Consider the following 23036-nt stretch of genomic DNA (forward strand, 5'->3'; position numbering starts at 1 on the left):
GTGGACTTCAGCTCCAGGATCTCGCCCCGGGCATCCACGGTGATCTTCTGCGACAGGTCACCCTTCGCCACGGCCGTGGTGACCGAGGCGATGTTCCGCACCTGGCTGGTCAGGTTCGACGCCATCGAGTTCACGTTGTCGGTCAGATCGCGCCACGTACCCGAGACGCCCTTGACCTGGGCCTGACCACCCAGCTTGCCCTCGGTGCCCACCTCGCGGGCCACCCGGGTCACCTCGTCGGCGAACGACGACAGCTGGTCCACCATCGTGTTCACGGTGTTCTTCAACTCCAGGATCTCGCCCTGCGCGTCCACGGTGATCTTCTGACCCAGGTCGCCCTTGGCGACCGCCGTGGAGACCTGGGAGATGTTGCGGACCTGGCTGGTCAGGTTGCCGGCGAGCTGGTTGACGTTCTCGGTGAGGTCGCGCCAGGTGCCGGAGACGCCACGCACCTGCGCCTGGCCGCCCAGCTTGCCCTCGATGCCCACCTCGCGGGCCACCCGGGTCACCTCGTCGGCGAACGACGAGAGCTGGTCCACCATCGTGTTCACGGTGTCCTTCAGCTCCAGGATCTCGCCCTGCGCGGCCACCGTGATCTTCTGCGACAGGTCACCCTTGGCGACAGCGGTCGACACCTGCGCGATGTTGCGCACCTGCGCGGTCAGGTTCGACGCCATCGAGTTGACGTTGTCGGTCAGGTCCTTCCAGGTTCCCGCCACACCCGGCACCTCGGCCTGGCCGCCGAGCTTGCCCTCGGTGCCCACCTCGCGGGCCACCCGGGTCACCTGCTCGGCGAACAGCCGCAGCGTGTCGGTGAGCGAGTTCATCGTGTCGGCCAGCTCGGCCACCTCGCCGCGCGCCCCGACCGTGATCTTCTGCGACAGGTCGCCCTTCGCGACGGCTGTGGCCACCTGGGAGATCGACCGCACCTGCCCGGTGAGGTTCGACGCCATGGTGTTCACCGAGTCGGTGAGGTCCTTCCAGGTGCCGGCCACCCCACGAACGTCGGCCTGGCCACCCAGTTTTCCCTCGGTGCCCACCTCACGCGCCACCCGGGTCACCTCGTCGGCGAACGACGAGAGCTGGTCCACCATCGTGTTCACGGTCCGGCCGATGCGCAGGTACTCACCGCGAAGCGGGCGACCGTCTATCTCCAGCGCCATGTGCTGGGAGAGATCGCCGTCGGCCACCGCCACGATGACCCGGGCGATCTCCGTGGTCGGCCGGCCCAGGTCGTCGATGAGCGAGTTGACCGCCCGCTGCCCCTCCGCCCAGGAGCCGTCCAGGCCCTCGTCGTCCAGACGCTCGGTGAGCCGGCCGTCGCGGCCGACGATCCGGCTGATCCGCCGCAGGTCCAGGTGCTGCCGTTCCTGCAACGACACCACGTCGTTGAAGGCGTCGGCGACCTCACCGGGCAGTCCCGCCCGCCGGGGCAGGCGCACCCGCAGATCGCCGCGTCCCACCCGGCGCAGCGCCTCGACCAGTTCGCCGAGGATCACCTCGTGGTCGGACGCGGACGGGTCCGCGGTCACCGACTGATTCACCGTGGCCATCGTTCCTCGCTCCGCTCGGGCTCGTGCGGTCACACGGGCCATCCCATCATTGTGCCGCGCGATCCGTCGAGGTCACCGCGTGTGATCGCGCGTCACGCGCGGTATCGACCCGGGTGGCGGGTTCGGCCTGATGCTTGGCACCCGGGGTGGGCGCGGTGGAGGATACGAAGGTGTCAGCGGAGGCAGGGCCGATCAGCGGCGGCGCGGACGAGCGCGTCCGCCGGGTCCGTCTCCCCGCCGACCGCCGCACCCCGGCGGCGGCCCGCGCGCTGGTCCGCACCATGCTGCTCGAAGCCCGGCTCCCCGAGCTGCTGAACGAGGCGCTGCTGCTCACCACCGAGCTGACCACCAACGCCGTCGAACACGCGCGCACCGAACTGGACATCGAGGTCGACACCGATCGCAACGGCCTCACCGTGACCGTCACCGACTTCGCCTCCGGCCCGGTCGACGAGCTGATCGTGGGTGTGCGCAACACCACCTCCGACATCACCGAGGTCGCCGCCCGTGGGCGCGGCCTGCTGCTCGTCGACCACTTCTCCAGCCGGTGGGGCACCACCTACCTGCCCACCGGCAAGGGCGTCTGGTTCCGCCTGGACCGGCCCGGCCCCGGCGGAACCGCCCGGCCGTCGGCCGGCCCGCTGCGCGTCGCCGCAGCGGAGGGAACCGGCGACGGTACGCCGAGCGCCGCGGCGATGAGCGACCTGATGCAGCTCACCCCCGACGCGTACGCCGACGACCCGCTGCCCGAGTTCGCGACCGGACTGCTGACCCGGGTCGCCGAGATGGTCGGCGCCGCCGGTGGCACGATCCGGCTGGACCGGGGCGACGGAACAGGCACCCGAGTCTTCGCCCGGTACGGCCGGCCGCCGCGCGAGGGCAACGAACTGCTACGCGTACCGCTCGCGGTGCACCGCCCGTACGCCGGCGAACTGGAACTGGACGCGGCGCCCTCGGCGTACGCCCGGCCGCTGGCCGTGCTGACCGCCGAGCGGTTGTCGCTGCACCTGGAGAACGACCGGCTGCGCCGCGCCGACGTACGCCGCTCCACCTGGCTGACGTTCCTGGCCGAGGCGAGCGAACTGCTCGCCCAGTCGCTCGACGTCGAGCTGACCATGGCGCTCATCCCGCAGCTCGTGGTGCCCCGGCTCGGCCAGTGGTGCGCCGTGCACACCACCGACGAGTGGGGACGGCTGCGCCTGGCCGCATCCAGCCACGCGGACGAGGCGATGCTGCCGCAGCTGCACCGGATCCTCCAGGAGACCGGCCCCGACTCGATCCAGTCCCGGCTGCGCGAGGCGTCCCGCAACGCCGCGCAGGTGCCGCTCGGCGGGCCGATGGAGGGCTTCGCCGTACCGCTGATCGCCCGCGGCCAGCGGCTCGGCACCCTCGCCGTGGGCCGGCACCAGCGGCACCGGCACGACCCCGACGAGGTCTCGGTGCTGGAGGACGTCGCCCGCCGCGCCGCCCTCGCCATCGAGAACGCCCGCATCCACGCCGAGCGCCGCCGGGTCGCCCAGACGCTCCAGCAGTCGCTGCTGCCGCCGGTGCTCCCGGTGGTCGAGGGCATCGGCTTCGCCGCCGAGTACGTCCCGACCGGCGACGACGCGGAGGTCGGCGGCGACTTCTACGACGTGCTCCCGCTGCCGGACGGCCGCTGGCTCGTGGTGGTCGGCGACGTGTCCGGCAAGGGCGTGCAGGCCGCCGCCGTGACCGGCCTGGTCCGGGACGTGATCCGGGTGCTCGTCGGCGACGGCAAACCGCTGCCCGAGGTGCTCGGCCGGCTCAACGAGACGCTCGTGGAGCGCGGCGGCGGACGCTACTGCACGCTGGCGCTGGCGGCTGTCGCACCCGGCGACGGCGACCACCTGGACGTCTCCCTGCACCTGGCCGGCCACGACCGCCCGGTGCTGCTGCACGGCGGTGGTGGTGCGACGTTCGTCGGCGCGGGCGGTACGGCGCTGGGCCTGCTCGACACGATCACCACGCCGACCGCCGAGCTGACGCTCAAGCCCGGTGACGCGCTGATCTTCTACACCGACGGGGTCACCGAGCGGCGGCGCGGACGGGAGCTGTTCGGCACCGACCGCTTGCGCGAGTCGGCGGCGCCGCTGGCCGGATACTCGGCCGACGTGGTGGCCGCCCGGCTGCGCGCCGCCACCATCGCCTTCTCGGTGGAGCCCCCACGCGACGACATAGCCGTCCTGGTCCTGAGAAACGACACCCCCTAGCCCTCCCACCCGCCGCCCCGTCGATGCCCCGCGCCGTCGATGCCCCGCCCCGTCGATCATGAAGTTGGCTGCTCAATTAGCCCGATTCCTCCCCGCCAACTTCATGATCAGCTCACCTTGGCGCGCCACCGGACGCCCCAAGGCCGCCCGTCGGCGCGCTTCAGCCCGCCCATCGGCGATGATCAAGGAGTTTGTGTCCCTGCGGGGCGCGAAATCCGACGCAAAGCCCTTGATCACCGGGGTGAGGTAGGGCGCGCGGGGACGCGGGTGGTGCCGAGGCTGTGTGCAGGATCGGGGCGCCCGGACGGGCGGGAGTACCCGGCGGGCACCGTCGAGCCGGCGCCGGCACGGGTGTGCCCGGACGCCGTCAGGCTGGCGCCCGGGGACAGGCTGGCGCCCGGGAGGGCACGGGTTGGTCAGAGGCCGCCGGGGAGGCGGCCGGGGGCCAGGCGGTGGTGCGGGTCCAGGTGCGCCTTGGCGCTGCGCAGGCGCGGCAACGCGGGCAGCTCGCCCCACAGGTCCACGGCACGGCGCACCGCCGCGGGCGCGGACACCACGACACACCGGCCCCGCCGGGCGATCAGCACACTGCGGACCGCGGTGAGGATGGAGGCGACCCGCTCGGGCGGCAACGCGCCGGACAGGGCGGCGTGGACGGTGCCCGAGCCGGCCGAGCCGCGTACCGGCACCGGGGCGCCGGCGGCGTCACGCAGCGCGTAGACGGCGGCGTGCAGGTCGCCTATCGGCACCTCGATGCGCAGCGCGGTGTCTCCCGGCGCAAACGGGTAGCGCCCCCACCACTCCGGCGCGTGGTGGCTGACCATCGCCTCGGCGCCGAGGACGGCGGTGAGCCGTTCGGCCCGCTCGATCACGTCGGCCGGGCCGCCCTCCAGCAACATCACCAGGCCGCCCGCAGCGGGTCGCCCGGTCACGGCCGGATGGTCGGGGCGGTTGACCACCGACGGGTGCGTCGGCGGAATGCGGCGCCGGGGCAGCGGCACCGGCACCGGCAGGTCCAGTTCGACGGCGGCCGGATCGACGCCCGCGGCCAGGACGACCCGGACCAGGTCGTGCACCTCCAGCGGCGTCCAGACCGGGCGGGACACCCAGAGCCGGCCGGCCGGGAGGGCGTGCACCCGCATGGTGGCCGAGACCAGCACGCCGAGCCCGCCCTGCGAGCCGCAGAGCAGCCGGGCCACGTCGAGCCCGGGCACGTCGCCCCGCCCGAGGATCGCGTCCCCGCCACCCGGCTCGTCGCCGAACCCACCACCGGCACCCCAGCCCACGCCACCCGCCGGACCGCCGGCCCGCCGCCCGGATCCACCCGCGCCACCATCGGCACCACCACCGTCGCCCGCCGGACCGCACCCGCCGGACCGGCCACCGCCCACCGGGGCGGCCCGGCCCAGCGCCTGCGTGCCGGACTCGCCGACGCTCACCAACTCACCGTCGGCGTCGAGGTAGCGCACCCCGACGAGTTGGGCGCACGGGCTGCCGTGCCGGTGCCGCAGCGGACCGGACTCGTCGGCGGCGAGCACCCCGCCGAGCGTCGCGCCCGGCGAGGGCGCGTCGACCGGCAGCCGCCGGTTGGTGCGGGCCAGCGTGGCCTGGACGGCGCGCAGCGGCGTACCGGCGCCGATCTCGGCCACCGCCGCGTCGCGCGGCTCGTGCCAGACCTCGGCGAGCCGGCCGGTGTCGAGCATGATGTCCACCTGCTCCGGTGCGGCACCCCAGTCGATCTTCGTGCCGGCGCCGCGGGGCACCACTGTCAGGTCGTGCGCCGCGGCCAGCCGCAACACCTCCGCGGCGGCGTGCGGGCCGCCCGGCACCGCCACCCAACGAGCGGTACGGCCGGCCACCTCGTCGGCCGGGCCGGCGAAGCGGGCGAACGGGTCACCGCAGATCGCGGCCAGCTTCCGGGTGATGTCGAGGGCTTCCAGTCGATCGGTGGAACGTGCCGCATCCGCCATGGCAGTTATCGTACACACGTTCGAAAGACCTGGCGGTGAGTCGCGGGATTCGGCCGGCGGCGAGCCCGGCGGCGGCCCGCCGACCGGTAACGTGGCGCCGTGACCGAAACCCCACCGCCCGTCGCCAAGCGCGTCCCGACCGAGCGCGTCCATCACGGTGACACAGTCCTCGACGAGTACGCCTGGCTCGCCACCAAGGACGACCCGGACACGATCGCGTACCTGAACGCCGAGAACGCGTACACCGAGGCGCGCACCGCCCACCTGGCCGGGCTGCGCGCGGAGCTGTTCGAGGAGACGCGCCGGCGCACCCAGGAGACCGACCTGTCGGTGCCGACCCGCAAGGACGGCTACTGGTACTACACCCGCACGGTCGAGGGCCAGCAGTACGGCGTGCACTGCCGGCGCGCGGTCCGGCCGGGCGAGACGGCGCCCCCGGTCAGCGCGGACGGCGCCCCGCTCGACGGCGAGGAGGTGCTGCTCGACGGCAACCAGCTCGCCGCGGGGCATGACTTCTTCTCCCTCGGCGCGTTCGACGTCAGCCCGGACGGGCGCTGGCTGGCCTACTCCACCGACTTCTCCGGCGACGAGCGCTTCACGCTGCGGATCAAGGATCTGACCACCGGTGAGTCGTTGCCGGACGAGGTGCCGGACACGTTCTACGGCACCGCGTGGTCCAGCGACGCGTCCACGCTGTTCTACGTCACGGTGGACGAGACGTGGCGGCCGAACCGGGTCTGGCGGCACACCGTCGGCACCGCGTCCACCGAGGACGTGGTGGTACACCAGGAGGACGACGAGCGGTTCTGGGTCGGGGTCGAGCTGACCCGCTCGGAGCGCTTCGTGGTCATCGACATCCACAGCAAGATCACCAGCGAGGTGTGGGTGATCCCGGCGTCCAACCCGACCGGCGAGCCCGCCGTCGTGGCCCCGCGGCGTCAGGGCATCGAGTACGCGGTGGAGCACCACGGCCACCGTTTCCTGATCCTGCACAACGACGGCGCGGAGGACTTCGCGCTGGCGTACACCTCGGCGGACGCGCCGGGCGAGTGGGAGCCGTTGATCCCGCACACACCGGGCACCCGGCTGGAGGCGGTCGACGCGTTCGAGCACCACCTCGTGGTGTCACTGCGCGCCAACGGACTGACCGGCCTGCGGGTGCTGCCGGTGGGCAGCGACGACAGCTGGGACATCGACTTCCCCGAACCGATCTACAGCGTGGGGCTGGACGCGAACCCGGAGTACCGCACGAAGGAGGTACGGCTGCGCTACACCTCGCTCGTCACCCCCGACTCGGTCTACGACTACGACCTCCTCACCCGGGAGCTGACGTTGCGCCGGCAGAAGCCGGTCCGCCCCGGGCCGGACGGACGCGCGTACGACCCGGCCGACTACGAGCAGCACCGGGACTGGGCGCTCGCCGACGACGGCACGCGCGTACCGATCTCGCTCGTCTGCCGCCGTGACCTGCCCCGCGACGGCTCGGCGCCCGCCGTCATCTACGGCTACGGCTCGTACGAGGCGAGCATGGACCCGTGGTTCTCGATCGCCCGGCTGAGCCTGCTCGACCGCGGCGTGATCTTCGCGGTGGCGCACATCCGGGGCGGCGGCGAGCTGGGCCGGCGCTGGTACGACGAGGGCAAGCTGCTGGCCAAGAAGAACACGTTCACCGACTTCGTGGCCTGCGCCCGGCACCTGGTCAAGGCGGGCTGGACGGCGAGCGACCGGCTCGTCGCCCGGGGCGCCTCGGCCGGCGGCCTGCTGATGGGCGCGGTGGCGAACCTCGCCCCGGACGCGTTCACCGGCATCGTCGCGCAGGTGCCGTTCGTGGACGCGCTCACCTCGATCCTCGACCCGTCGCTGCCGTTGACGGTCACCGAGTGGGAGGAGTGGGGCAACCCGCTCGACGACCCCGAGGTCTACGCGTACATGAAGTCGTACACGCCGTACGAGAACGTGACCACCGCCGAGTACCCGGCCATCCTGGCGGTCACCAGCCTCAACGACACCCGCGTGCTCTACCACGAGCCGGCCAAGTGGATCGCCCGGCTGCGGTCGCACGCGCCGGCCGGTGACTACCTGCTCAAGACCGAGATGGGCGCGGGCCACGGCGGCCCCAGCGGCCGGTACGACTCCTGGCGCGAGGAGGCGTTCGTCAACGCCTGGATCCTCGACCGCGTCGGCCGCGCCTGAGGTGTAAGGAAGGGCCCCTTATTAACAGACGTCTGTTAATAAGGGGCCCCTCCTCTACCGGAGACGTTAAAAGGGGGCCCTTCCTTACACCTCAGGCGAGCGCGGCGGACAGCACGTGCGGGTCGGCGTTGCCGCCGGTCACGACCGCTACGGTGCGGCCGGCCGGAAGTTCGTCGCGGTGGAACAGCCGGGCGGCCAGGGCGACCGCGCCGCTCGGCTCGGCCACCAGCCGGGCGTCCCGGAGCAGCCGGCCGGTGGCCGCCATGATCTCGTCCTCGGTCACCGTGACGATGCCGTCGAGCCGGTCGCGCAAATGGGCCAGAGTCAACGCGGACAGGCTGGTCCGCAGACCGTCGGCACAGGTCCGGTAGGTGCGTTCGACGTCCCAGACCACCACCTCGCCGGCGGCGAGCGACTCCCGGGCGTCGGCGGCGAGCGCCGGCTCCACTCCGATCACGGCGGCGGACGGGCGCAGCGACTTGACCGCGGTGGCCACGCCGGAGCCGAGCCCGCCGCCGCCGACCGGAACCAGCACCACGTCCACGTCCGGCAAGTCGCTGACGATCTCCAGCCCGACCGTGCCCTGGCCGGCGATGACCGCCGGGTGGTCGAACGGCGGTACGAGCGTCGCGCCGGTCCCGGCCGCGATCCGCTCGGCCTCGGCGAGCCGCCGAGCGGGCGGCACCAGCCGCACGTCCGCGCCCAGCGCCCGCATCCGGGCCACCTTGATCTCGGGCGCACCCTCGGGGACCACCACAGTGCAGGGCGCGCCGAGGGCGCGGGCCGCGTACGCCAGGGCCTGCCCGTGGTTTCCCGACGAGTGGGTGACCACCCCTCGGCCCCGGGTGGCCGGGTCGAGCCGGGCCACCGCGTGGGTGGCCCCGCGCAGCTTGAACGACCCGACCGGTTGCAGGTTCTCCGGCTTGAGCCACAGCCCGTCGTCCCAGGGCGCCGGCATCAGCGGAGTCCGCAGCACGGTGCCGGCGACGTCCTCTGCGGCGGCGCGAACATCGGCGATCGAGATCAGCTCCATCGCACCAACCTAGACTGCCGGAATGAGCGAGGAGGAGTCCTCGGTGGGGCGGCGGGGACCGGCGTGGCTGGTCCTCGTGGTGGTCGCCGCCGCGCTTGTCGTCTGCTGCTGCTCGACGGTGATCGGCCTGGCCGTCGCCGGCTCCGCCGGGCTGCTCGGCCGCTGATCGTCAGGTGCTGCGCAGTTCCTCCACCGACGTCGCGGCGCGTAGGAACAGCAGGCCGGCCACGACCGTGCCCAGCACCGCCGCCAGCCCGCCCGCCGCGAGCCAGGCCAGCTGATCCCACGGTACGTCCGGCGGGATGGTGGTCTCCGGCACCCATTCGGTACGGGTGTACCGCGCCGCCGTGGCCGGATCGCCGCACAGTTCCGTACCGGCGCCGCAGATCGTCTGCGCGAAGCCGCCGGTGCTCGGTGCCGGCATGACGCCTCGGACCAGCAGGTAGCCGACCGTCAACGCGAGCCCGATCGCGGGTACGGCGGGGGCGAGCGCGGCCCAGAGCAGTGACCGGGCGATGGTGGCGCGTGGCACGCCGGTCGCCACCTGCGCCGCGTACGCCCGTCGCCGGCTGGTGATCCCCTCGACCACCGCCACGAGAAGCCCGCCGCCGGCGATCGCCATCGCCACCACGACCGCGAGGTCGACGAGATCCATCGCGCCGAGGAAGAAGTCCGGGTCGGCCAGTCCGGAACCGGTGCGGCGGGTCAGCTCGGCCTGGGCCTGGAAGTCGGCTCGCATCCCCGCGGCACCGGCGCCGAAGATCAGCGCGGCCAGCAACGCGGCGAAGGTGCGGCTGCCGGCCCACGGGTCGGCGGCCAGCCGGCGGGCGGCGAGCAGGGCGGCCGGGCCGCGTCCGTGCCGGTGCAGCAGCCGCCCGGTGTGGTACGAGATCCAGCCGGTCCCGGACACGACGCCGATCATGGCGGTCAGCCCGCCGAGGACGAGCAACGTCGGCACCAGCCAGTCGGGGTCCACGGCGCCACGCCGTTCGTACCAGAGCAGCAGCGGGCGGATCGCGGCGAACATCGCCAGCGCGGCGAGGATGAGCGCGCCCGGCCACGGCCAGGGCGCCTGGGTGCGGACCTTACGTACGACGCCGAACGGGGTGGTGGCGACCGGCCGCAGCAGCAACGCGCTGATCAGTGCGGCGGCTAGCGGCAGGCCGAGCACGACGGCGGCCACCGCCACCGGCGCCGGGTGCACGTCGGTGGGTAGTGGCAGCCGCCCGGCCGCGTCGGGCCGGTGCAGCAGCCGGCGCCCGGCCAGGAAGACGGCCAGGCCGGCGAGGGTGCCGAGCAGGCTAGCCACGCCGGTCTCGGCGACCGCGACCCGGGTGACCTGCCCGGGGGTGGCACCGGCCAGCCGGAGCGCGGCGAGCCGCCGGTCCCGGCCCGGCGCGCCGAGTCGGGCGCACTGCCCGGCCAGCCCCAGGACCGGTACGCAGAGCAGCAGCAACGCGAACGCCACACCGGGGCGCAGGCCGGGTTCCCGGAGCAAGGCGTTCGTGTACTGCTCGGACTGCGTCCAGGCATCGCCGGGCGGCTTCACCACCGACAGCACTGTGAGCGCGGCCAGGCCGGCCAGCGTTGCCAGCGCAGCGCTCAGCGCCGTGAGCAGCACCCGCGCGACGTCGGTGCGGGTGCCGGCCACCGCGAGTCGCAGCAGCGTCGCCGGCCTCACCGTGACCCGCCCGGCAACGCCGGGTCGAGCCCGAGCCCGGTGTGGTCGATCATGCCGTCGCGCAGGCTGACCTCCCGGTCCGCGTACGCGGCGATGCGCGGCTCGTGCGTCACCAGCACGACTGTGGTGTTCTGCTCGCGGGCCAGCCGGACCAGTTGGGTGAGCACCTGCTCGCCGGCCAGCGTGTCGAGCGCCCCGGTCGGCTCGTCGGCGAAGATCACCCGTGGTTCGGTGACGAGCGCCCGGGACAGCGCGCAGCGTTGCTGCTGCCCGCCGGACATCTCACCGGGCCGGGCGTCGGCGACGTCGGCCACGCCGAGCCGGTCGAGCCAGGCCAGCGCCGCGGTCCGCGCCGCTCGCCGCCCCGTGCCGGCGAGCAACAGCGGAAGCGCGACGTTCTCCGCGGCGGTCAGCTCGGCGACGAGCTGACCGAACTGGAGCAGCACCCCGAATTCGGTACGGCGAAGCCGGGAGCGGGCCGCCTCCGACCACGTGTCGATCCGTTCTCCGCGCCAGGTGACCTGACCGGCGTCGGGGCGCAGGATGCCGGCGAGGCAGTGCAGCAGCGTGGACTTGCCGCAGCCGCTCGGGCCGGTGACCGCGACGATCTCGCCTTCGGACACGTCGAGCGTCACACCGCGCAGTGCGGGGGTGTGACCGTAGGCGCGGACCACTCCGCGCGCTTGCAGGAACGTCACGAGCGCACCTCCCGGTGCCAGTCGGTGACCCGGTCCAGGGTGGTGTGCAGCCACCGGAGATCGGCGTCGAGATGGGCGATGGCGAAGTCGGCGGCGACCACCTCGTCGATGCGGGCGGCGGGGGCGGTCTTCAGCGCGGTCAGTTCACGCAGGCGTTGCGTGTGCGCCCGCCGTTGCGCGATCAGGTAGGCGCGGGCCTGATTGACGTCGGCCACCAGGAGCGCGACCGCCACCTTGGCGAAGAGCGTGCTGGCCACGTACGGCATCGGCGGTTCGACGGTGCCGAGCCAGTGGTCCAGCGTCGCCCGTCCGTCGTCGGTGAGCGCGTACGAGGTGCGGTCCGGGCCGCCCTCGCGGGTCTGCCCGGCCGTGGCCACGAGGCCATCGCGGCACAGGCGGGCCAGTGTCGCATAGACCTGCCCGAAGGCGAGCGGACGCGCGCAGGGCAGCCGCTCGTCGTGCGCGCGCTTCAGCTCGTAGCCGTGGCGCGGGCCGGCGGCGAGAAGACCGAGCAGGACGTGCGACGTGGACACGGCCCTACTATTCGCTGAGCGAATAGCGGTGTCAAGAGCGGCCCGCGCGGCGCACCACGCGGGCCGTCGGAGTTCAGCGGGTCCAGGCCGGGTCGCGCCCGGCCCGGCCGAGCAGGGCGTCCATGCTGTCCGGTGCCGCGTCGGTGGGCACCGGCGGGCCGAACGCGCCCATTTTCTGTCCCGTGTCGCCCATCCGGTCCATGAACTCGTGCCCCGCGGCCACCACCGCCGGGTCCACGGTCAGCTCCTGGCCGGTGGCCCGCGCCAGATCCCAGCCGTGGACGGTGAGGTCGATCAGGGCCATCATGCCGACCGTCTCCTGCGGCAGTCCCATGCCCGGGGAGACGCCCTCCTGGGTGGACGGGTTCGACCACGCCTCGGTCAGCCGGGCCGCCTCGGTCGCGAACCGGTCCCGCCAGCCGTCGGTCAGGTGGTCGGTCTTGCCGGACCAGTCGACCTCCTCCCGGCGGGCCAGCGCCTGGAAGTTGACCACCACGTCGAACAGGTGGCCGAGCAGGTCGCGCACTGTGTAGTCCGGGCAGGGGGTGGGCAGGACGAGTTGGTCGTCGGAGATGCCGCGCACCACCGCAGCCGTACGCGGTGCCGCGACGGCGAGCAGTTCACTGGTCCTCGTAGTCATGGGGGCCAGCGTATGAGGCGACCGCAGTGGTCGACGAGACGAAGCGCCGACCGGAACAGGTGCGGGAGAGCGCCGCCGTGGAGGCCATCCGGTGCCGAGGATCTCGTGGCCGCCGCCCGACGGCGGGAGGCATCCGGACCGCACACCGAAAGTGACGACTGCGGCGCGTCAGCCTGCCGATGCGCCGACGGCTGCAGAGCAGAGGGGACAGCGGTCCCTTCATCGGCAGACCGTGGAAACAACTCGACGTGACGGGGCACCGCGGTGCGACTCAACGGCGGCGGACCGCCACCACCGCCACGTCGTCGTGGATCTCCGGCGGTGCCAGCTCGACGAGCAGCCGCCGGCAGAACCCGTCCAGGTCGTCGTCCACCCGGGTGGCCACCACGCCGAGCGCCGCCATGCCGTCGTCGATCGTGGCGTCCCGCCGCTCGATCAGCCCGTCGGTGTAGAGCACGAGCGTGGACCCGGCCGGCAGCACGAACTCCAGGTCCGGCGGGCGCGGCGCGCGTACGCCGAGCAGCGGCGCGGACTGCGTCACGAACTCGACCCGCCCGTCCCGGCTCAGCAGCGCCGGCAGGTGCCCGGCGCTGGCCATCCGGACCAGCCCGGTCGGCGGGTGCAGCAGCATGACGCAGATGGTGGCCAGCTCGGCCGGCAGCAGGTTGAGCATCAGCTCGTTGACCCGGTCCAGGATCACGCCCGGCTGGTGCCCCTCGACCGCGTACGCCCGCACCGCGTGCCGCAGCTCGGCCATCACCGTGGCGGCGTGCAGCGAGTGCCCGGCCACGTCACCGATCGCCACCAGCAGATGCCCGTCGAGCATCACCAGTTCGTAGAAGTCGCCGCCCACCTCGGTCTGCGCGCTCGCCGGCTCGTACCGGACGGCCAGGTCCAGGCCGACGACGTCGGGCAGCCGCTGCGGAAGCAGGCTGCGCTGCAACGTCACCGCGATCCGGTGCTCCTCGTCGAAGGACCGCTGCGCCTCCACGGCCGAGGCGACCGCCTGGGCGAGCTGCACCAGCACCGGCGTGCGTACGGTCTGGGTGGCGGTCGGCACCACCACGTAGAGCGGGGCCCGGTCCTCGCGCAGCCGGGACGCGGCCACCGTCACGGTGTCGCCCTCCGGCCAGCCGGTCAGCGCCCAGTTGGCCGGCTCGTCGACGCGCACCCGGGTGCCGATCGGCACACCGGTGTCGTCCACCACCCACGGCACGATGGTGGCCGGCGTGTACGGGTCGGACGCCACCCCGGCCAGGCAGTCCCCGTCGAACGTCTCCGCGACCACCGCCGCCGGAGCCTTGAAGATCCGTGCCGCGCCGCTCGCGGCGGCCTCCAGCAGCCGGACGAAGTTCGGCGACGCGTGCATCTCCACAGTGGCGTCGGCGAGCGCGGCGAGCCGTTCGGCAAGCTGCTCGGCCCGCCGCCGGGCCTGGTAGTACCGCAGCACCGCGTGGGCGGTGGCGACCAGTTCCTCCGGCTCGATCGGCTCGGCCAGGTAGGCGTCCGCGCCCCGGGTGAGGCCCTGCGCCCGGTCGACCACGTCGACCGCGTGCGCGGAGACGTGGACGACCGGGATCGACGGGTACGCCTCCTTGATCCGCTCGCACACCTCGAAGCCGCTCATGTCGGGCAGCCGCACGTCGAGCACCACGAGGTCGATGTGTTCCCGGGCCACCCGCTCCAGCGCCGCCGTGCCGTTGTCGGCCTCGACGGTGACGAAACCGGCCCGGGTCAGCCAGTTGACCAGCAGGTATCGCTTGGGGCCGCTGTCGTCGACCACGAGCACGGTCACCGGCCCGCTGTCCACCGTCACGCTCCGCCCGCGGGGAGGACCACTGTGAACCTGCTGCCCCGGCCGGATTCACTGGTCAGCTCCAGCGTCCCGCCGAGCAGCGTGATCAGCCGGCGCGCGTACGGCAGGCCGAGCCCGGTGCCACCGACCCGGGTCGTGCCGGGCACCTGGTAGAACTCCTCGAAGACCCGTTCGTGCAGCTCCGGAGGGATGCCCACGCCGGTGTCGGTGACCGACAGCGTCCACTGGTCGCCGCGGCGCTCGGCGCTCAGGCGCACCTCGCCGCGCTCGGTGAACTTCAGTCCGTTGTGCAGCAGGTTGCGCAGCACCTGGGCGAGCAGCACCTCGTCGGAACGCACAGCGGCCGGTGCCGGCGGTTCCTCGACCACCAGCTCCACCTCGGGGCGCGGGGCGAGCGCCCGCAGCGTGCCGCGCAGCTGCCCGAACACCGCACGCAGGTCGACGTCGGACCAGTCCGGCTCGATCCGGCCCGACTCCGCCTTGGCCAGGTCGAGCAGCTCGTTGACCAGCCCCAGCAGGTCGCCCGCCGAGGACCGGATCAGCCCGACCTGGCGGGCCTGTTCGCCGGTGAGCGGGTCGGAGGCGGAGTCGGCGAGCAGCCGGGCCAGGCCGATGATCGCGGTGACCGGGGCACGCAGCTCGTGGCTGACGTTCGCCAGGAACCGGCTCTTGGACTCGCTCGCGGCCCGCAGCTGGGCGGACTTCTCGTCCAGCTCGGCGTAGAGCGCCACCACGCCGCGGTTGGTCTCCTCCAGCTCCTCGGTGAGCTGGTTGTAGAGCGCCATCACGCCCTGGTTGGTCTCCTGGAGTTCGGAGTTGAGCACCGCCAGCTCGTCGCGCTGGCTACGCACCTCGTCGAGGGCGGCGATGAGCTGCGCGTTCTGGGCGGCCAACTCGTCCAGCGCGGACCCCGGCGCGCGCTCGGCCAGCTCGACGCGGAGCTCGGCGGCGCGCACGGCCGTCAGCTCCTCGGCGTGGTCGGGCACTCGTCGGGACATCCTCACGACGGTATCGCCCTCGACGGCCAACACCCGCAACGTGTCCACCAGACGCGCGACGGCACCGGACTGCGGCTCGTACCGTCCACCGGGGAGCGGACGCAGCGGCGACAGGTCCACCTGGAGGACCCGGCGGCCGGTGGCGTCCCGGTCCAGGGCGAACGTCACGTCCGCGCCGTCGACCCCGTGCAACAGCTCGCGGGCCACCTCGCTGAGCGCGGTGGCGATCCGTACCTGGTCCTGGTGTTCCAGCCCGACCGCCGCGGCCACCTCCCGGCCACGCTGCCGGACCAGGAAGATGTCCTGCTCCACCCGGAGCGCGAGGTGCAGGAGGGGTTCGATCATGCCGCCCCCTGGGCGACCAGGACGCAGGCGTCGTCGCGGCGGACACCGGCGTCGCGCAGCAAGGTCGCGGCGGCCAGCAGCGGGTTGCGGCCGGCGAGCCCCGGATAGTCGTCCAGATCCCAGCGATCCACCACCCCGTCACTGTGCATGACCAGAGTGGCGTGGCGCGAGAAGGGGTAGTCGTATCCGCGGATCACCGGACGCTGGTGCCCGGCGATGCCCGGCAGCGAGACCAGTCCGCGCCGTCGCTCGCCGGACGCGACGATCATCGCGGCGATGTTGCCCAGCCCGGCGTAGCGGAGCACTCCGGCGGCCGGGTCCGGTTCGGCCACCGCGAGGGCGGCGCCCCGGGTGTGCGAGATGGCGGCGTGCAGGTGCCGCACCACGACGTCCGGCGGCCCGGCCGGCGCCGAGCGGAACGCGGACACGGCGGCACCTGTGGCGGCGGCGGCGAGCGGACCGTGGCCCAGCCCGTCGGAGACCAGCACCTGCCGCCGGCCGTCGACCTGCCGGACCGCGTACCCGTCGCCGCTGGTCTGCTCGCCGGTGATCGGCCGGGCCAGCCCGGCCGCCCAGTCCGGCTCCGGCGGTACGGCGTCCCAGACCTGGACGACCAGGACCGTGCCCTTCCCCGGTGACGAGTAGCCGTCGAAGCGGCTCGACTGCCTGACGATCGCGCCGAGCCCGATACCGAGCGTGCCGGCGGTGGAGTGGCCGTCGACGGAGGAGAGCGTGAGGTCGGCCATGCCGGGGCCGGAGTCGATCGCCACCAGCTCCACCCCGGCATGCCCGCCCCGGCGCGCCGGGCGCATCAGGAGCGTGCCCTCGCGGGCGTGCTTGACCAGGTTGCTGGTGATCTCGGCGGTGACGATGGCCAGGTCCGCGACGCGCGGCGCGCTCAGTTGGAGCTGCCGGCCGAGACGCTCGGCGGCCCGGCGCACGCTGCCGGCGGTCGCGCCGGTGTCGACCCGGAACCAGATGCCGTGGTCGGGCACCACGTCGGCGATCATCGTGACCACTTGGTGACGGTGATCCGCGTCCCCTCGCCGACAACGGTCCGGATGTCGAAGTCGTCGACGAGCCGGCGGGCGCCGCTGAGCCCCAGGCCCAGCCCGCCGCCGGTGGTGTAGCCGTCGGTGAGCGCCAGGTCGAGGTCCGGGATGCCCGGTCCCTCGTCGGCGAAGACGATCCGCACGCCGCGGCGGCGGCCGTCGGAGACCGTGCTCACCTCGGCGCTGCCCCCGCCGCCGTAGATCAGCGTGTTGCGGGCCAGCTCGCTGGCGGCGGTGACGAGCTTCGTCTGGTCGACCAGGGAGAGGCGGACGGAAACGGCTGTGGCACGCACCAACTGCCGGACCCGCACCACGTCCTCGTCGCTGCGGATCGCCTGGGTCGCCGGCACACCCAGGTCGACGCCCGTGGTCATGCCGTCGCCGTCGTCTCGGTGCCCTCGTCGTCGGCCGCCTCGTCCCACTCGTCGGCGCGGCTGGCCGCGACCAGCTCCATGCCGCGCTCGACGTTCAGCGCGGTACGGATGCCGTTGAGCGACAGCCCCAGCTCGACGAGCGTGATGGCAACGGCCGGGCGCATGCCGACCACCACCGTCTCGGCGTCCAGCACCTTCGAGATGGACGCGATGGTGGACAGCATCCGGCCGACGAACGAGTCGACGATGTCCAGCGCCGTGATGTCGATGATCACGCCGTGGCAGCCGGTGGCGACGATCCGTTCGGCCAGGTCCTCCTGCAACTGGATCGCCGTCTGGTCGGACATGTCGACCTGGATGGAGACCAGCAGGATGTCGCCGATCTTGAGGATCGGGACCCGTTCCATCAGGACTCCCGGCGCGGGCGGCGGGCGGTGGTCTCGACCCCGGTCAGGCGCAGCACGTGGCGCAGCGCGTCGGCGAGGCTCGCCTTGGTCGCGATGTCGCCGAACTCGATGCCGAGGGCCACGATCGTCTGCGCGATCTGCGGGCGGATGCCGGAGATGATGCAGTCGGCGCCCATCAGCCGGGCGGCCACCACGGTCTTGAGGATGTGCTGGGCGACCTGCGTGTCCACCGCCGGCACGCCGGTGATGTCGATGATCGCGTACGGCGAGCCGGTGTCGACCAGGGTCTGGAGCAGCCGCTCCATCACCACCTGGGCGCGGGCCGAGTCCAGCGTCCCGACCAGCGGGACGGCGACCACGCCCTCCCAGAGCTTCACCACCGGCGTGGACAGCTCCAGCAGCTGCTCCGCCTGGTCGGCGATCAGGCTCTCCCGGGCGCGGACGAACGTCTCGAAGGTGAACAGGCCCATCTGGTCGACGAGCGCGGAGAAGGAGACGAAGTCGCGCAGGGTCTCGTCGCCCTTCTCCTCCTCCATCAGCTCCAGCAGGGCGTCCTTGAGCGCGAACACGCTGATCGCGGTCTCGGTGGCGGAGAACCCCTGCCGGGCCCGGTTGGTGGACAGCTCGGACAGCACCGCCCGCAGCTCACCGCCGTGCTCGTCGGCCAGGTCGGCGACGCCCTGGCGGCCGGCGTCGACCAGCGCGCGGTGCAGCTCCTGGACCTGGCGGGCCAGCTCGGCGCGGCTCAGGCGACCGCGCAGCGAACTGGCGACGATCTCCGTCCAGCGGTTGGTCAACCGATCCGCGTGCTGACTGAGCAGGTGGGCGAGCCGACCACCCTGTTCGGCGCTCAATGCCATGCTGACCTCCCTGATTTGGACGGGCGGACTCTATCACCGGAGGCTGCGGCGCTACTTGTCGCGGAGCAAAGAATGATCGAGCGCACCCCGTTACCGCTCCCGTTCTGCGCGGCGCGCCCGTCGTGGGATACCGTTTCTCCCGAACACAGGAGGTCGACGTATGTCCTTGACGGTGCACACGGAACAGCGCGGCGACGTGGTCGTCGTGTCGGTCGCGGGCGAGCTGGACATGGCCACGGCACCGCAGCTGCAGGACCAGATCACGGATCTGCTGGACAAGGGGCGCAGCCGCCTCGTCTTCGACCTGGCCGAGGTGTCGTTCTGCGACTCCACCGGGCTGTCGGTCTTCGTCCGGGCGAAGAACAACTGCGACGAGGCGGGCGGCGTGGTCCGGCTGGCCGCCCCGCAGCGCGGCGTGCTGCGCATCCTTGAGGTCAGCGGCCTGGTCGAGGTGCTGCACACGTACCCGACGGTGGAGCAGGCCGTCGCGGGCGATCCCACCCCGGCCTCCTCCTGACCGAAATCTTTCAGCGCTCGTCCTCGATGTAGCGGGGACGAGCGATCACCATGCCCGCGGACGTCTGCACGGCCAGCGCCACCAGCAGGAAGCCGATCGGGGCGGTCCAGCCGCCGGTCGCCTCGTAGAGGATGCCCACCAGCAGCGGTCCGAGCGCCGCGATCACGTACCCGGTGCTCTGCGCGAACGCGGACAGCGCCACTGTTCCCTCGGCGGTCCGGGCGCGCAGCCCGATCGTGGTCAGGATGAGCGGGAACGCGCCCTGACCGAGCGCCAGCAGCAGCACCCACAGCGGCGCCAGGCCACGCGGGGCCAGCGCCAGACCGGCGTACGCGACGGCGGAGAACACGGTCAGCGACAGCACCAGTGGCCGGAGCGTGGCCAGCCGGCCGGCGAGCGCCGGCATCGTCAGTGCCACCGGCACGCCCAGCGCGGTGACGCCGGCGAGCAGCAGCCCGGCCGCCTCCGGCCGGTACCCGGCGTCCCGGAAGAGCTGGGCCAGCCAGCCCATGATCGCGTACCCGCTGAGCGACTGCGCCCCGAAGTAGACCGCCATGGCCCAGCCGAGCCGGGTCCGCCCGGGTTGCACCCGGGCCGGGGCGGCGACCGCCACCGCCGGGGGCGCGGCCCGTCGCGCGGCGCGGGCCCGCAGCGCCAGCGGCACCCACGGGAGTACGGCCAGCGCGGCCAGCCCGGCCCAGATGCCGAGTCCGGCCCGCCAGGAGCCGAACGCGTGGGCCACCGGCACCGCGGAGGCGGCGGCCACCGTCGTGCCCACCGTCAGGGCCATCGTGTACGCCCCGGTGACCAGTCCGGTTCGGTGCGGGAAGTGCTGCTTGACGAGCATCGGCAGCAGGATGTTCGCCACCGCGATGCCGGCCAGCGCGAGCGCGCTGGTGAGCACGAAGACGGCCGCCGAGCCGGTGACCGCGCGCAGCACCTGCCCGGCGGTGAGCGCCAGCATGGCCAGCACCAGCACCCGGGGCGCGGCCCAGCGGCGCACCAGCCACGGGGTGAGCGCGCCCAGCCCGGCGAACGCGATGGTGGGCAGCGTGGTGACCAGGCCGGCCATCGCCCCGGAGAGGCCCAGGCCGACCCGGATCTCGTCGAGCAGGGCGCCGAGGCTGGTCACCGCGGCCCGCAGGTTCAACGCGACGAGCAGCATCCCGGCCAGGACGAGCAGACCGCCCCGGACCGGGCCGGCCGCCGGGGCGGGGCCCGCCGCGGGCGTGACGGCCGGGGCGGGCACTGTCGCGGCGGGCGCAGGTGGCGGAGTCATGACCTCGAACCTACAATCATGGGATGAATTTCGGCACGAGGTGTAACCGGTGACACCCGCCGTGGATTCCGTCGCCGTGCCTCCGCGCGGTCACCGGGTCCGCCAGACGATCGAGCAGCTCCGGGAGCGGATCCTCGGCGGCGAGTGGCCGGTGGGCGGGCGCATCCCCACCGAGCCGCAACTGGTCGCCGCGCTCGGTGTCGGGCGGAACACGGTCCGCGAGGCGGTCCGCGCGCTCGTGCACGCCGGGGTGCTGGAGTGCCGGCAGGGCTCCGGCACCTACGTGGTGTCGACAGACGAGCTGGCGCCGGTGGTGGCCCGCCGGCTCACCGACGACCGGATGACCGAGGTGGTCGAGGTCCGGCGCGCGTTCGAGGTGGAGGCCGCCCGGCTCGCCGCGTTGAGGCGTACCCCCGAGGACCTGGCGGCGCTGGACGGCGCGCTCGCGGCCCGCGAGGCCGCGTGGCACGGCGGCCGGGTGGACCAGTTCGTCGAGGCGGACGCCGCGCTGCACACGGCAGTGGTGGCGGCCGCGCACAACGCCATGCTCGCCGAGCTGTACGCCTCGGTCGGCGCCGCGCTGCGCAGCACCGTGGCCCAGGCGATGGGCGAGGCGCTGACCCCCGAGCGGTACGTGGACCACGGCCGGCTGGTCGAGGCGATCCGGGCCGGCGACCCGCAGCGGGCGGCGATCGAAGCAGGTGCTTTTCTCGAAGGGCCCGCCGGGGAATAGGTTGTCCCGGACGCAGACTCATCAGGGCACGGGAGTACGGATGCTCAAGGGCTTCAAAGACTTCATCATGCGCGGCAACGTCGTCGACCTGGCGGTCGGTGTCGTCATCGGCGCCGCGTTCACCGGCGTGGTCACCCAGCTCACCAAGTCGTTCCTGGAACCGCTGGTACGGGTGTTCATCGTGTTGATCACCGGCAACGAGGACGGGATCGGCGGCTCGACGCCGTCCTTCCGCGGTGTCGACTTCGACTGGGTGGCGTTCGTCAACGCGCTGATCACGTTCGTGCTCACCGCGGCGGCGCTCTACTTCCTCGTCGTCTACCCGATGAACAAGCTCGCCGAGCGGCGCAAGCGCGGCGAGGAGCCGCCGCCCTCGGCACCGAGCGAGGAGGTCAAGCTGCTCACCGAGATCCGGGACGCGCTGCTCGCCGGCAACCACGGCACGCCCGGCCAGCGCAGCGCCCTGGACGACGTGCTCGGCCGCCGGCAGGAGCCGCCCGCGCCGCGCTGAACGCCATAGCCGATCGGCCCCCGCGACGATCTCGCGGGGGCCGACGTGTATCGAACACATGTTCGATAGAGTCCCGGGCATGGAGCAGCGTAGGCACTGGTGGAACGGGAAATGGGGACGCCTCGCCCGGCGTGACGTCTTCCTCCGGGTGGACGGCGACCGCTGGCACGTGGAGCAGCGGGCCGGCGGCGCCGAGGGGGTCTCCCGGTTCTACGAGCACGCCAGCGTGGAGGAGGCCGAGGAGACGGTCCGGGCGCTGCTGGACGGCACCGACACCTGGCGCGAGCTGTCCCCCCGCCCGCCGGGCGGCTGGGCTCCCTCCGTTTAGCGCCCGCGCGCCCCGGGAACCGCTTCTGCATGAGCCAGCAGCAGGACACCGTCTCCCGGGTCACCACCGGCATGCGGGTGGTCGACTCCGCAGGCGTCGAGGTGGGCACAGTCGATCTTGTGCAGCGCGGCGACCCGGCCGCGGTGACGGTGCAGGCGCCCGCCCCGGTCGACCCGGGCAGCAGCCTGGACGAGCTGATCGAGTCCGCGGCGGCCGAGGAGCCGGACGTACCGGCCGACCTGGCCGCCCGGCTGCTGCGCGACGGCTACCTCAAGGTCTCCACCGAGCTGGTCCGCACCGGCGCGGTCTACGTGCTGGCCGATCGGATCGCCGCGGTGGGCGACGGCGCGGTACGCCTCACCGTCCCGGTCACGGAGCTACCCGCCGAGGAGTGAGCCCGGCAGAGGTGATGCTTTTGTCACCCACGGTAATCAATGATCAATGCAAGTTGCTCGAAAAGGCGCTCACCAATCCGCTTGCACAGAGTTCTAATGGCGTGACTTTGCGCGCTAATCGCAGATGAATGCCTTGATCATTGATCTTCAAAAATATTGCGCGCGCTCACGTATCTACATCGACCCTCCGCCACGGATAGTTATTTGGCGAACCAAGGGGTCGAGGGGGAACGATGAACGAAGCGCTGGCGGAACCGCTCACCGGATACCAGGTGGTGGCCGTGGCTGCAGCAGTCGCCGGAGTGGTCGCCGGCCTGGTGCGAGCCTGTGTGGCATACCGGGCCCGGATAAACGAGGAACGCGAGGCGACGACACGCACCACAGCCCGGGTGACATGGCTGATTCGGCTCGCGGAGGCCGACCATGACGTCGTGCGGATCGTGGAACGCGACCGCGACGGGCATCGAGAGGTCGAGCTGGGCGGACGCAGCGCGTCGAAGCCCGAGGCCGTCGAGGAGGCGGCGTGACCGACATCAAGGGCACGGCCGCTCTGACACCGGGCCCCGCCGACAGCGACGCTCTGCGCGAGGCGGAGGCAGCAGGGCCTGATCAAGTTCCGTAGACGTCGGAATCGTTGGTGATGCCCAGGATGGGCAGTGCTCGTTGGGGTTCGTCGCGGATCGCTCGGGTGGTCTTGGCGATGTTGTCGGCTCCGAGGGTTTTCAGCACGCCGATGGCGAGGTTACGCAGCGTTGCCATGGCCCGGGGTGCGGTTCCGGCGTGGACGGTGGAGGCGTCCTCGGCGAAGGTGACATCCCTGATGTGGTGTGAGGAGTTTTCCACTGCCCAGTGCCCGCGGATCGCGGTGGCCAGGTCGGCTGGGCTGGCC

23 protein-coding genes and 1 pseudogene are annotated in these 23036 nt (G+C 72.9%); 9 read left to right on the plus strand and 15 right to left on the minus strand.

Annotation, left to right across the window (positions count from 1 at the left end; translation table 11 throughout):
• Window positions 1-1553, minus strand: a 1553-nt coding sequence (locus C569_RS0128395; protein WP_018789104.1) for a HAMP domain-containing protein, incomplete at its 3' end; no start/stop codon positions are given.
• Window positions 1554-1723: 170 nt separating this feature from the next.
• Between C569_RS0128395 and C569_RS0128400 the strand changes: the two genes are divergently transcribed.
• Window positions 1724-3784 carry a SpoIIE family protein phosphatase gene (locus C569_RS0128400; protein ID WP_026268765.1) on the plus strand — a complete coding sequence of 687 codons (2061 nt, stop codon included), beginning with the start codon at window positions 1724-1726 and terminating at the stop codon, window positions 3782-3784.
• A gap of 416 nt (window positions 3785-4200) precedes the next feature.
• Here C569_RS0128400 and C569_RS0128405 read toward each other — a convergent pair whose 3' ends face one another.
• Window positions 4201-5754 (minus strand): FAD-binding oxidoreductase, encoded by a 1554-nt coding sequence (locus C569_RS0128405; RefSeq protein WP_018789106.1) that lies wholly within the window; start codon window positions 5752-5754, stop codon window positions 4201-4203.
• Between the two features lie 99 nt (window positions 5755-5853).
• Between C569_RS0128405 and C569_RS0128410 the strand changes: the two genes are divergently transcribed.
• Window positions 5854-7947, plus strand: a complete 2094-nt coding sequence (locus C569_RS0128410; RefSeq protein WP_018789107.1) for a S9 family peptidase — start codon at window positions 5854-5856, stop codon at window positions 7945-7947.
• A gap of 91 nt (window positions 7948-8038) precedes the next feature.
• On the opposite strand, the gene C569_RS0128415 is transcribed toward C569_RS0128410, so the two are convergent.
• Entirely contained in the window at window positions 8039-8980 is a 942-nt protein-coding gene (locus C569_RS0128415; protein WP_018789108.1) for a threonine/serine dehydratase, read from the minus strand.
• A gap of 22 nt (window positions 8981-9002) precedes the next feature.
• Here C569_RS0128415 and C569_RS33925 point away from each other — a divergent pair, with 22 nt between their 5' ends.
• Window positions 9003-9146, plus strand: coding sequence for a hypothetical protein (locus C569_RS33925; protein WP_018789109.1), 144 nt, complete (start codon window positions 9003-9005; stop codon window positions 9144-9146).
• A gap of 3 nt (window positions 9147-9149) precedes the next feature.
• Here the strand turns inward: C569_RS33925 and C569_RS0128425 are convergent, their stop codons facing one another.
• The 10 genes from C569_RS0128425 to C569_RS0128470 all read right to left on the minus strand — a co-directional run bounded on the left by C569_RS0128425 (window position 9150) and on the right by C569_RS0128470 (window position 18384).
• Window positions 9150-10661, minus strand: coding sequence for an FtsX-like permease family protein (locus tag C569_RS0128425; protein ID WP_018789110.1), 1512 nt, complete (start codon window positions 10659-10661; stop codon window positions 9150-9152).
• On the minus strand, window positions 10658-11359 hold the full coding sequence (locus C569_RS0128430) for an ABC transporter ATP-binding protein (protein WP_018789111.1): 702 nt from the start codon (window positions 11357-11359) through the stop codon (window positions 10658-10660). Before C569_RS0128430 ends, C569_RS0128425 begins: the two co-directional genes overlap by 4 nt.
• On the minus strand, window positions 11356-11892 hold the full coding sequence (locus C569_RS0128435; protein WP_018789112.1) for a PadR family transcriptional regulator: 537 nt from the start codon (window positions 11890-11892) through the stop codon (window positions 11356-11358). The genes C569_RS0128430 and C569_RS0128435 overlap by 4 nt, the downstream gene beginning before the upstream one ends.
• Before the next feature lie 73 nt (window positions 11893-11965).
• Entirely contained in the window at window positions 11966-12532 is a 567-nt protein-coding gene (locus C569_RS0128440) for a TIGR03086 family metal-binding protein (RefSeq protein WP_026268767.1), read from the minus strand.
• Window positions 12533-12803: 271 nt separating this feature from the next.
• Window positions 12804-14342: a SpoIIE family protein phosphatase gene (locus C569_RS0128445; RefSeq protein WP_026268768.1), complete on the minus strand. Its 1539-nt coding sequence runs from the start codon at window positions 14340-14342 to the stop codon at window positions 12804-12806.
• Window positions 14343-14344: 2 nt separating this feature from the next.
• Window positions 14345-15691 (minus strand): sensor histidine kinase, encoded by a 1347-nt coding sequence (locus tag C569_RS0128450; protein WP_018789115.1) that lies wholly within the window; start codon window positions 15689-15691, stop codon window positions 14345-14347.
• The gene (locus tag C569_RS0128455) at window positions 15688-16701 is read right to left on the minus strand and encodes a SpoIIE family protein phosphatase (protein ID WP_026268769.1); all 1014 of its coding nucleotides are present in this window, start codon (window positions 16699-16701) and stop codon (window positions 15688-15690) included. The genes C569_RS0128450 and C569_RS0128455 overlap by 4 nt, the downstream gene beginning before the upstream one ends.
• A complete protein-coding gene (locus C569_RS0128460) occupies window positions 16698-17117 on the minus strand; it encodes an ATP-binding protein (RefSeq protein WP_018789117.1) in 420 nt (139 codons plus the stop codon). The genes C569_RS0128455 and C569_RS0128460 overlap by 4 nt, the downstream gene beginning before the upstream one ends.
• A complete protein-coding gene (locus C569_RS0128465; RefSeq protein ID WP_018789118.1) occupies window positions 17114-17524 on the minus strand; it encodes an STAS domain-containing protein in 411 nt (136 codons plus the stop codon). Before C569_RS0128465 ends, C569_RS0128460 begins: the two co-directional genes overlap by 4 nt.
• Window positions 17524-18384 (minus strand): STAS domain-containing protein, encoded by an 861-nt coding sequence (locus C569_RS0128470; protein WP_026268770.1) that lies wholly within the window; start codon window positions 18382-18384, stop codon window positions 17524-17526. The genes C569_RS0128465 and C569_RS0128470 overlap by 1 nt, the downstream gene beginning before the upstream one ends.
• A gap of 160 nt (window positions 18385-18544) precedes the next feature.
• Between C569_RS0128470 and C569_RS0128475 the strand changes: the two genes are divergently transcribed.
• Window positions 18545-18901: an STAS domain-containing protein gene (locus C569_RS0128475; RefSeq protein WP_018789120.1), complete on the plus strand. Its 357-nt coding sequence runs from the start codon at window positions 18545-18547 to the stop codon at window positions 18899-18901.
• A gap of 10 nt (window positions 18902-18911) precedes the next feature.
• Here C569_RS0128475 and C569_RS0128480 read toward each other — a convergent pair whose 3' ends face one another.
• Window positions 18912-20180: an MFS transporter gene (locus C569_RS0128480; RefSeq protein ID WP_026268771.1), complete on the minus strand. Its 1269-nt coding sequence runs from the start codon at window positions 20178-20180 to the stop codon at window positions 18912-18914.
• Window positions 20181-20229: 49 nt separating this feature from the next.
• Between C569_RS0128480 and C569_RS0128485 the strand changes: the two genes are divergently transcribed.
• From C569_RS0128485 to C569_RS0128505, 5 genes are all read left to right on the plus strand, one after another.
• On the plus strand, window positions 20230-20913 hold the full coding sequence (locus C569_RS0128485; protein ID WP_018789122.1) for a FadR/GntR family transcriptional regulator: 684 nt from the start codon (window positions 20230-20232) through the stop codon (window positions 20911-20913).
• Window positions 20914-20953: 40 nt separating this feature from the next.
• A complete protein-coding gene (mscL, locus tag C569_RS0128490; protein WP_018789123.1) occupies window positions 20954-21424 on the plus strand; it encodes a large conductance mechanosensitive channel protein MscL in 471 nt (156 codons plus the stop codon).
• Window positions 21425-21503: 79 nt separating this feature from the next.
• A complete protein-coding gene (locus tag C569_RS0128495; RefSeq protein WP_026268772.1) occupies window positions 21504-21752 on the plus strand; it encodes a hypothetical protein in 249 nt (82 codons plus the stop codon).
• Between the two features lie 29 nt (window positions 21753-21781).
• Window positions 21782-22147: a hypothetical protein gene (locus tag C569_RS0128500; RefSeq protein ID WP_018789125.1), complete on the plus strand. Its 366-nt coding sequence runs from the start codon at window positions 21782-21784 to the stop codon at window positions 22145-22147.
• 233 nt (window positions 22148-22380) lie between these two features.
• Window positions 22381-22674: a hypothetical protein gene (locus C569_RS0128505; protein ID WP_018789126.1), complete on the plus strand. Its 294-nt coding sequence runs from the start codon at window positions 22381-22383 to the stop codon at window positions 22672-22674.
• An 82-nt stretch (window positions 22675-22756) separates the two neighbouring features.
• Here C569_RS0128505 and C569_RS35150 read toward each other — a convergent pair.
• Window positions 22757-23036, minus strand: a pseudogene (locus C569_RS35150) (ISAs1 family transposase); the annotation flags it as partial.

Source organism: Micromonospora sp. CNB394, assembly GCF_000374985.1.
In the GTDB taxonomy this organism is placed as follows: domain Bacteria; phylum Actinomycetota; class Actinomycetes; order Mycobacteriales; family Micromonosporaceae; genus Micromonospora; species Micromonospora marina.

What these genes read in the sequence shown, in the direction of transcription:
- C569_RS0128405 (WP_018789106.1), bottom strand. Translation starts at nt 5,754, where the DNA reads ATGGCGGATGCGGCACGTTCCACCGATCGACTGGAAGCCCTCGACATC.
- C569_RS0128415 (WP_018789108.1), bottom strand. Translation starts at nt 8,980, where the DNA reads ATGGAGCTGATCTCGATCGCCGATGTTCGCGCCGCCGCAGAGGACGTC.
- C569_RS33925 (WP_018789109.1), top strand. Translation starts at nt 9,003, where the DNA reads ATGAGCGAGGAGGAGTCCTCGGTGGGGCGGCGGGGACCGGCGTGGCTG.
- C569_RS0128440 (WP_026268767.1), bottom strand. Translation starts at nt 12,532, where the DNA reads ATGACTACGAGGACCAGTGAACTGCTCGCCGTCGCGGCACCGCGTACG.
- C569_RS0128450 (WP_018789115.1), bottom strand. Translation starts at nt 15,691, where the DNA reads ATGATCGAACCCCTCCTGCACCTCGCGCTCCGGGTGGAGCAGGACATC.
- C569_RS0128455 (WP_026268769.1), bottom strand. Translation starts at nt 16,701, where the DNA reads ATGATCGCCGACGTGGTGCCCGACCACGGCATCTGGTTCCGGGTCGAC.
- C569_RS0128460 (WP_018789117.1), bottom strand. Translation starts at nt 17,117, where the DNA reads ATGACCACGGGCGTCGACCTGGGTGTGCCGGCGACCCAGGCGATCCGC.
- C569_RS0128465 (WP_018789118.1), bottom strand. Translation starts at nt 17,524, where the DNA reads ATGGAACGGGTCCCGATCCTCAAGATCGGCGACATCCTGCTGGTCTCC.
- C569_RS0128470 (WP_026268770.1), bottom strand. Translation starts at nt 18,384, where the DNA reads ATGGCATTGAGCGCCGAACAGGGTGGTCGGCTCGCCCACCTGCTCAGT.
- C569_RS0128475 (WP_018789120.1), top strand. Translation starts at nt 18,545, where the DNA reads ATGTCCTTGACGGTGCACACGGAACAGCGCGGCGACGTGGTCGTCGTG.
- C569_RS0128480 (WP_026268771.1), bottom strand. Translation starts at nt 20,180, where the DNA reads ATGACTCCGCCACCTGCGCCCGCCGCGACAGTGCCCGCCCCGGCCGTC.
- mscL (WP_018789123.1), top strand. Translation starts at nt 20,954, where the DNA reads ATGCTCAAGGGCTTCAAAGACTTCATCATGCGCGGCAACGTCGTCGAC.
- C569_RS0128495 (WP_026268772.1), top strand. Translation starts at nt 21,504, where the DNA reads ATGGAGCAGCGTAGGCACTGGTGGAACGGGAAATGGGGACGCCTCGCC.
- C569_RS0128500 (WP_018789125.1), top strand. Translation starts at nt 21,782, where the DNA reads ATGAGCCAGCAGCAGGACACCGTCTCCCGGGTCACCACCGGCATGCGG.
- C569_RS0128505 (WP_018789126.1), top strand. Translation starts at nt 22,381, where the DNA reads ATGAACGAAGCGCTGGCGGAACCGCTCACCGGATACCAGGTGGTGGCC.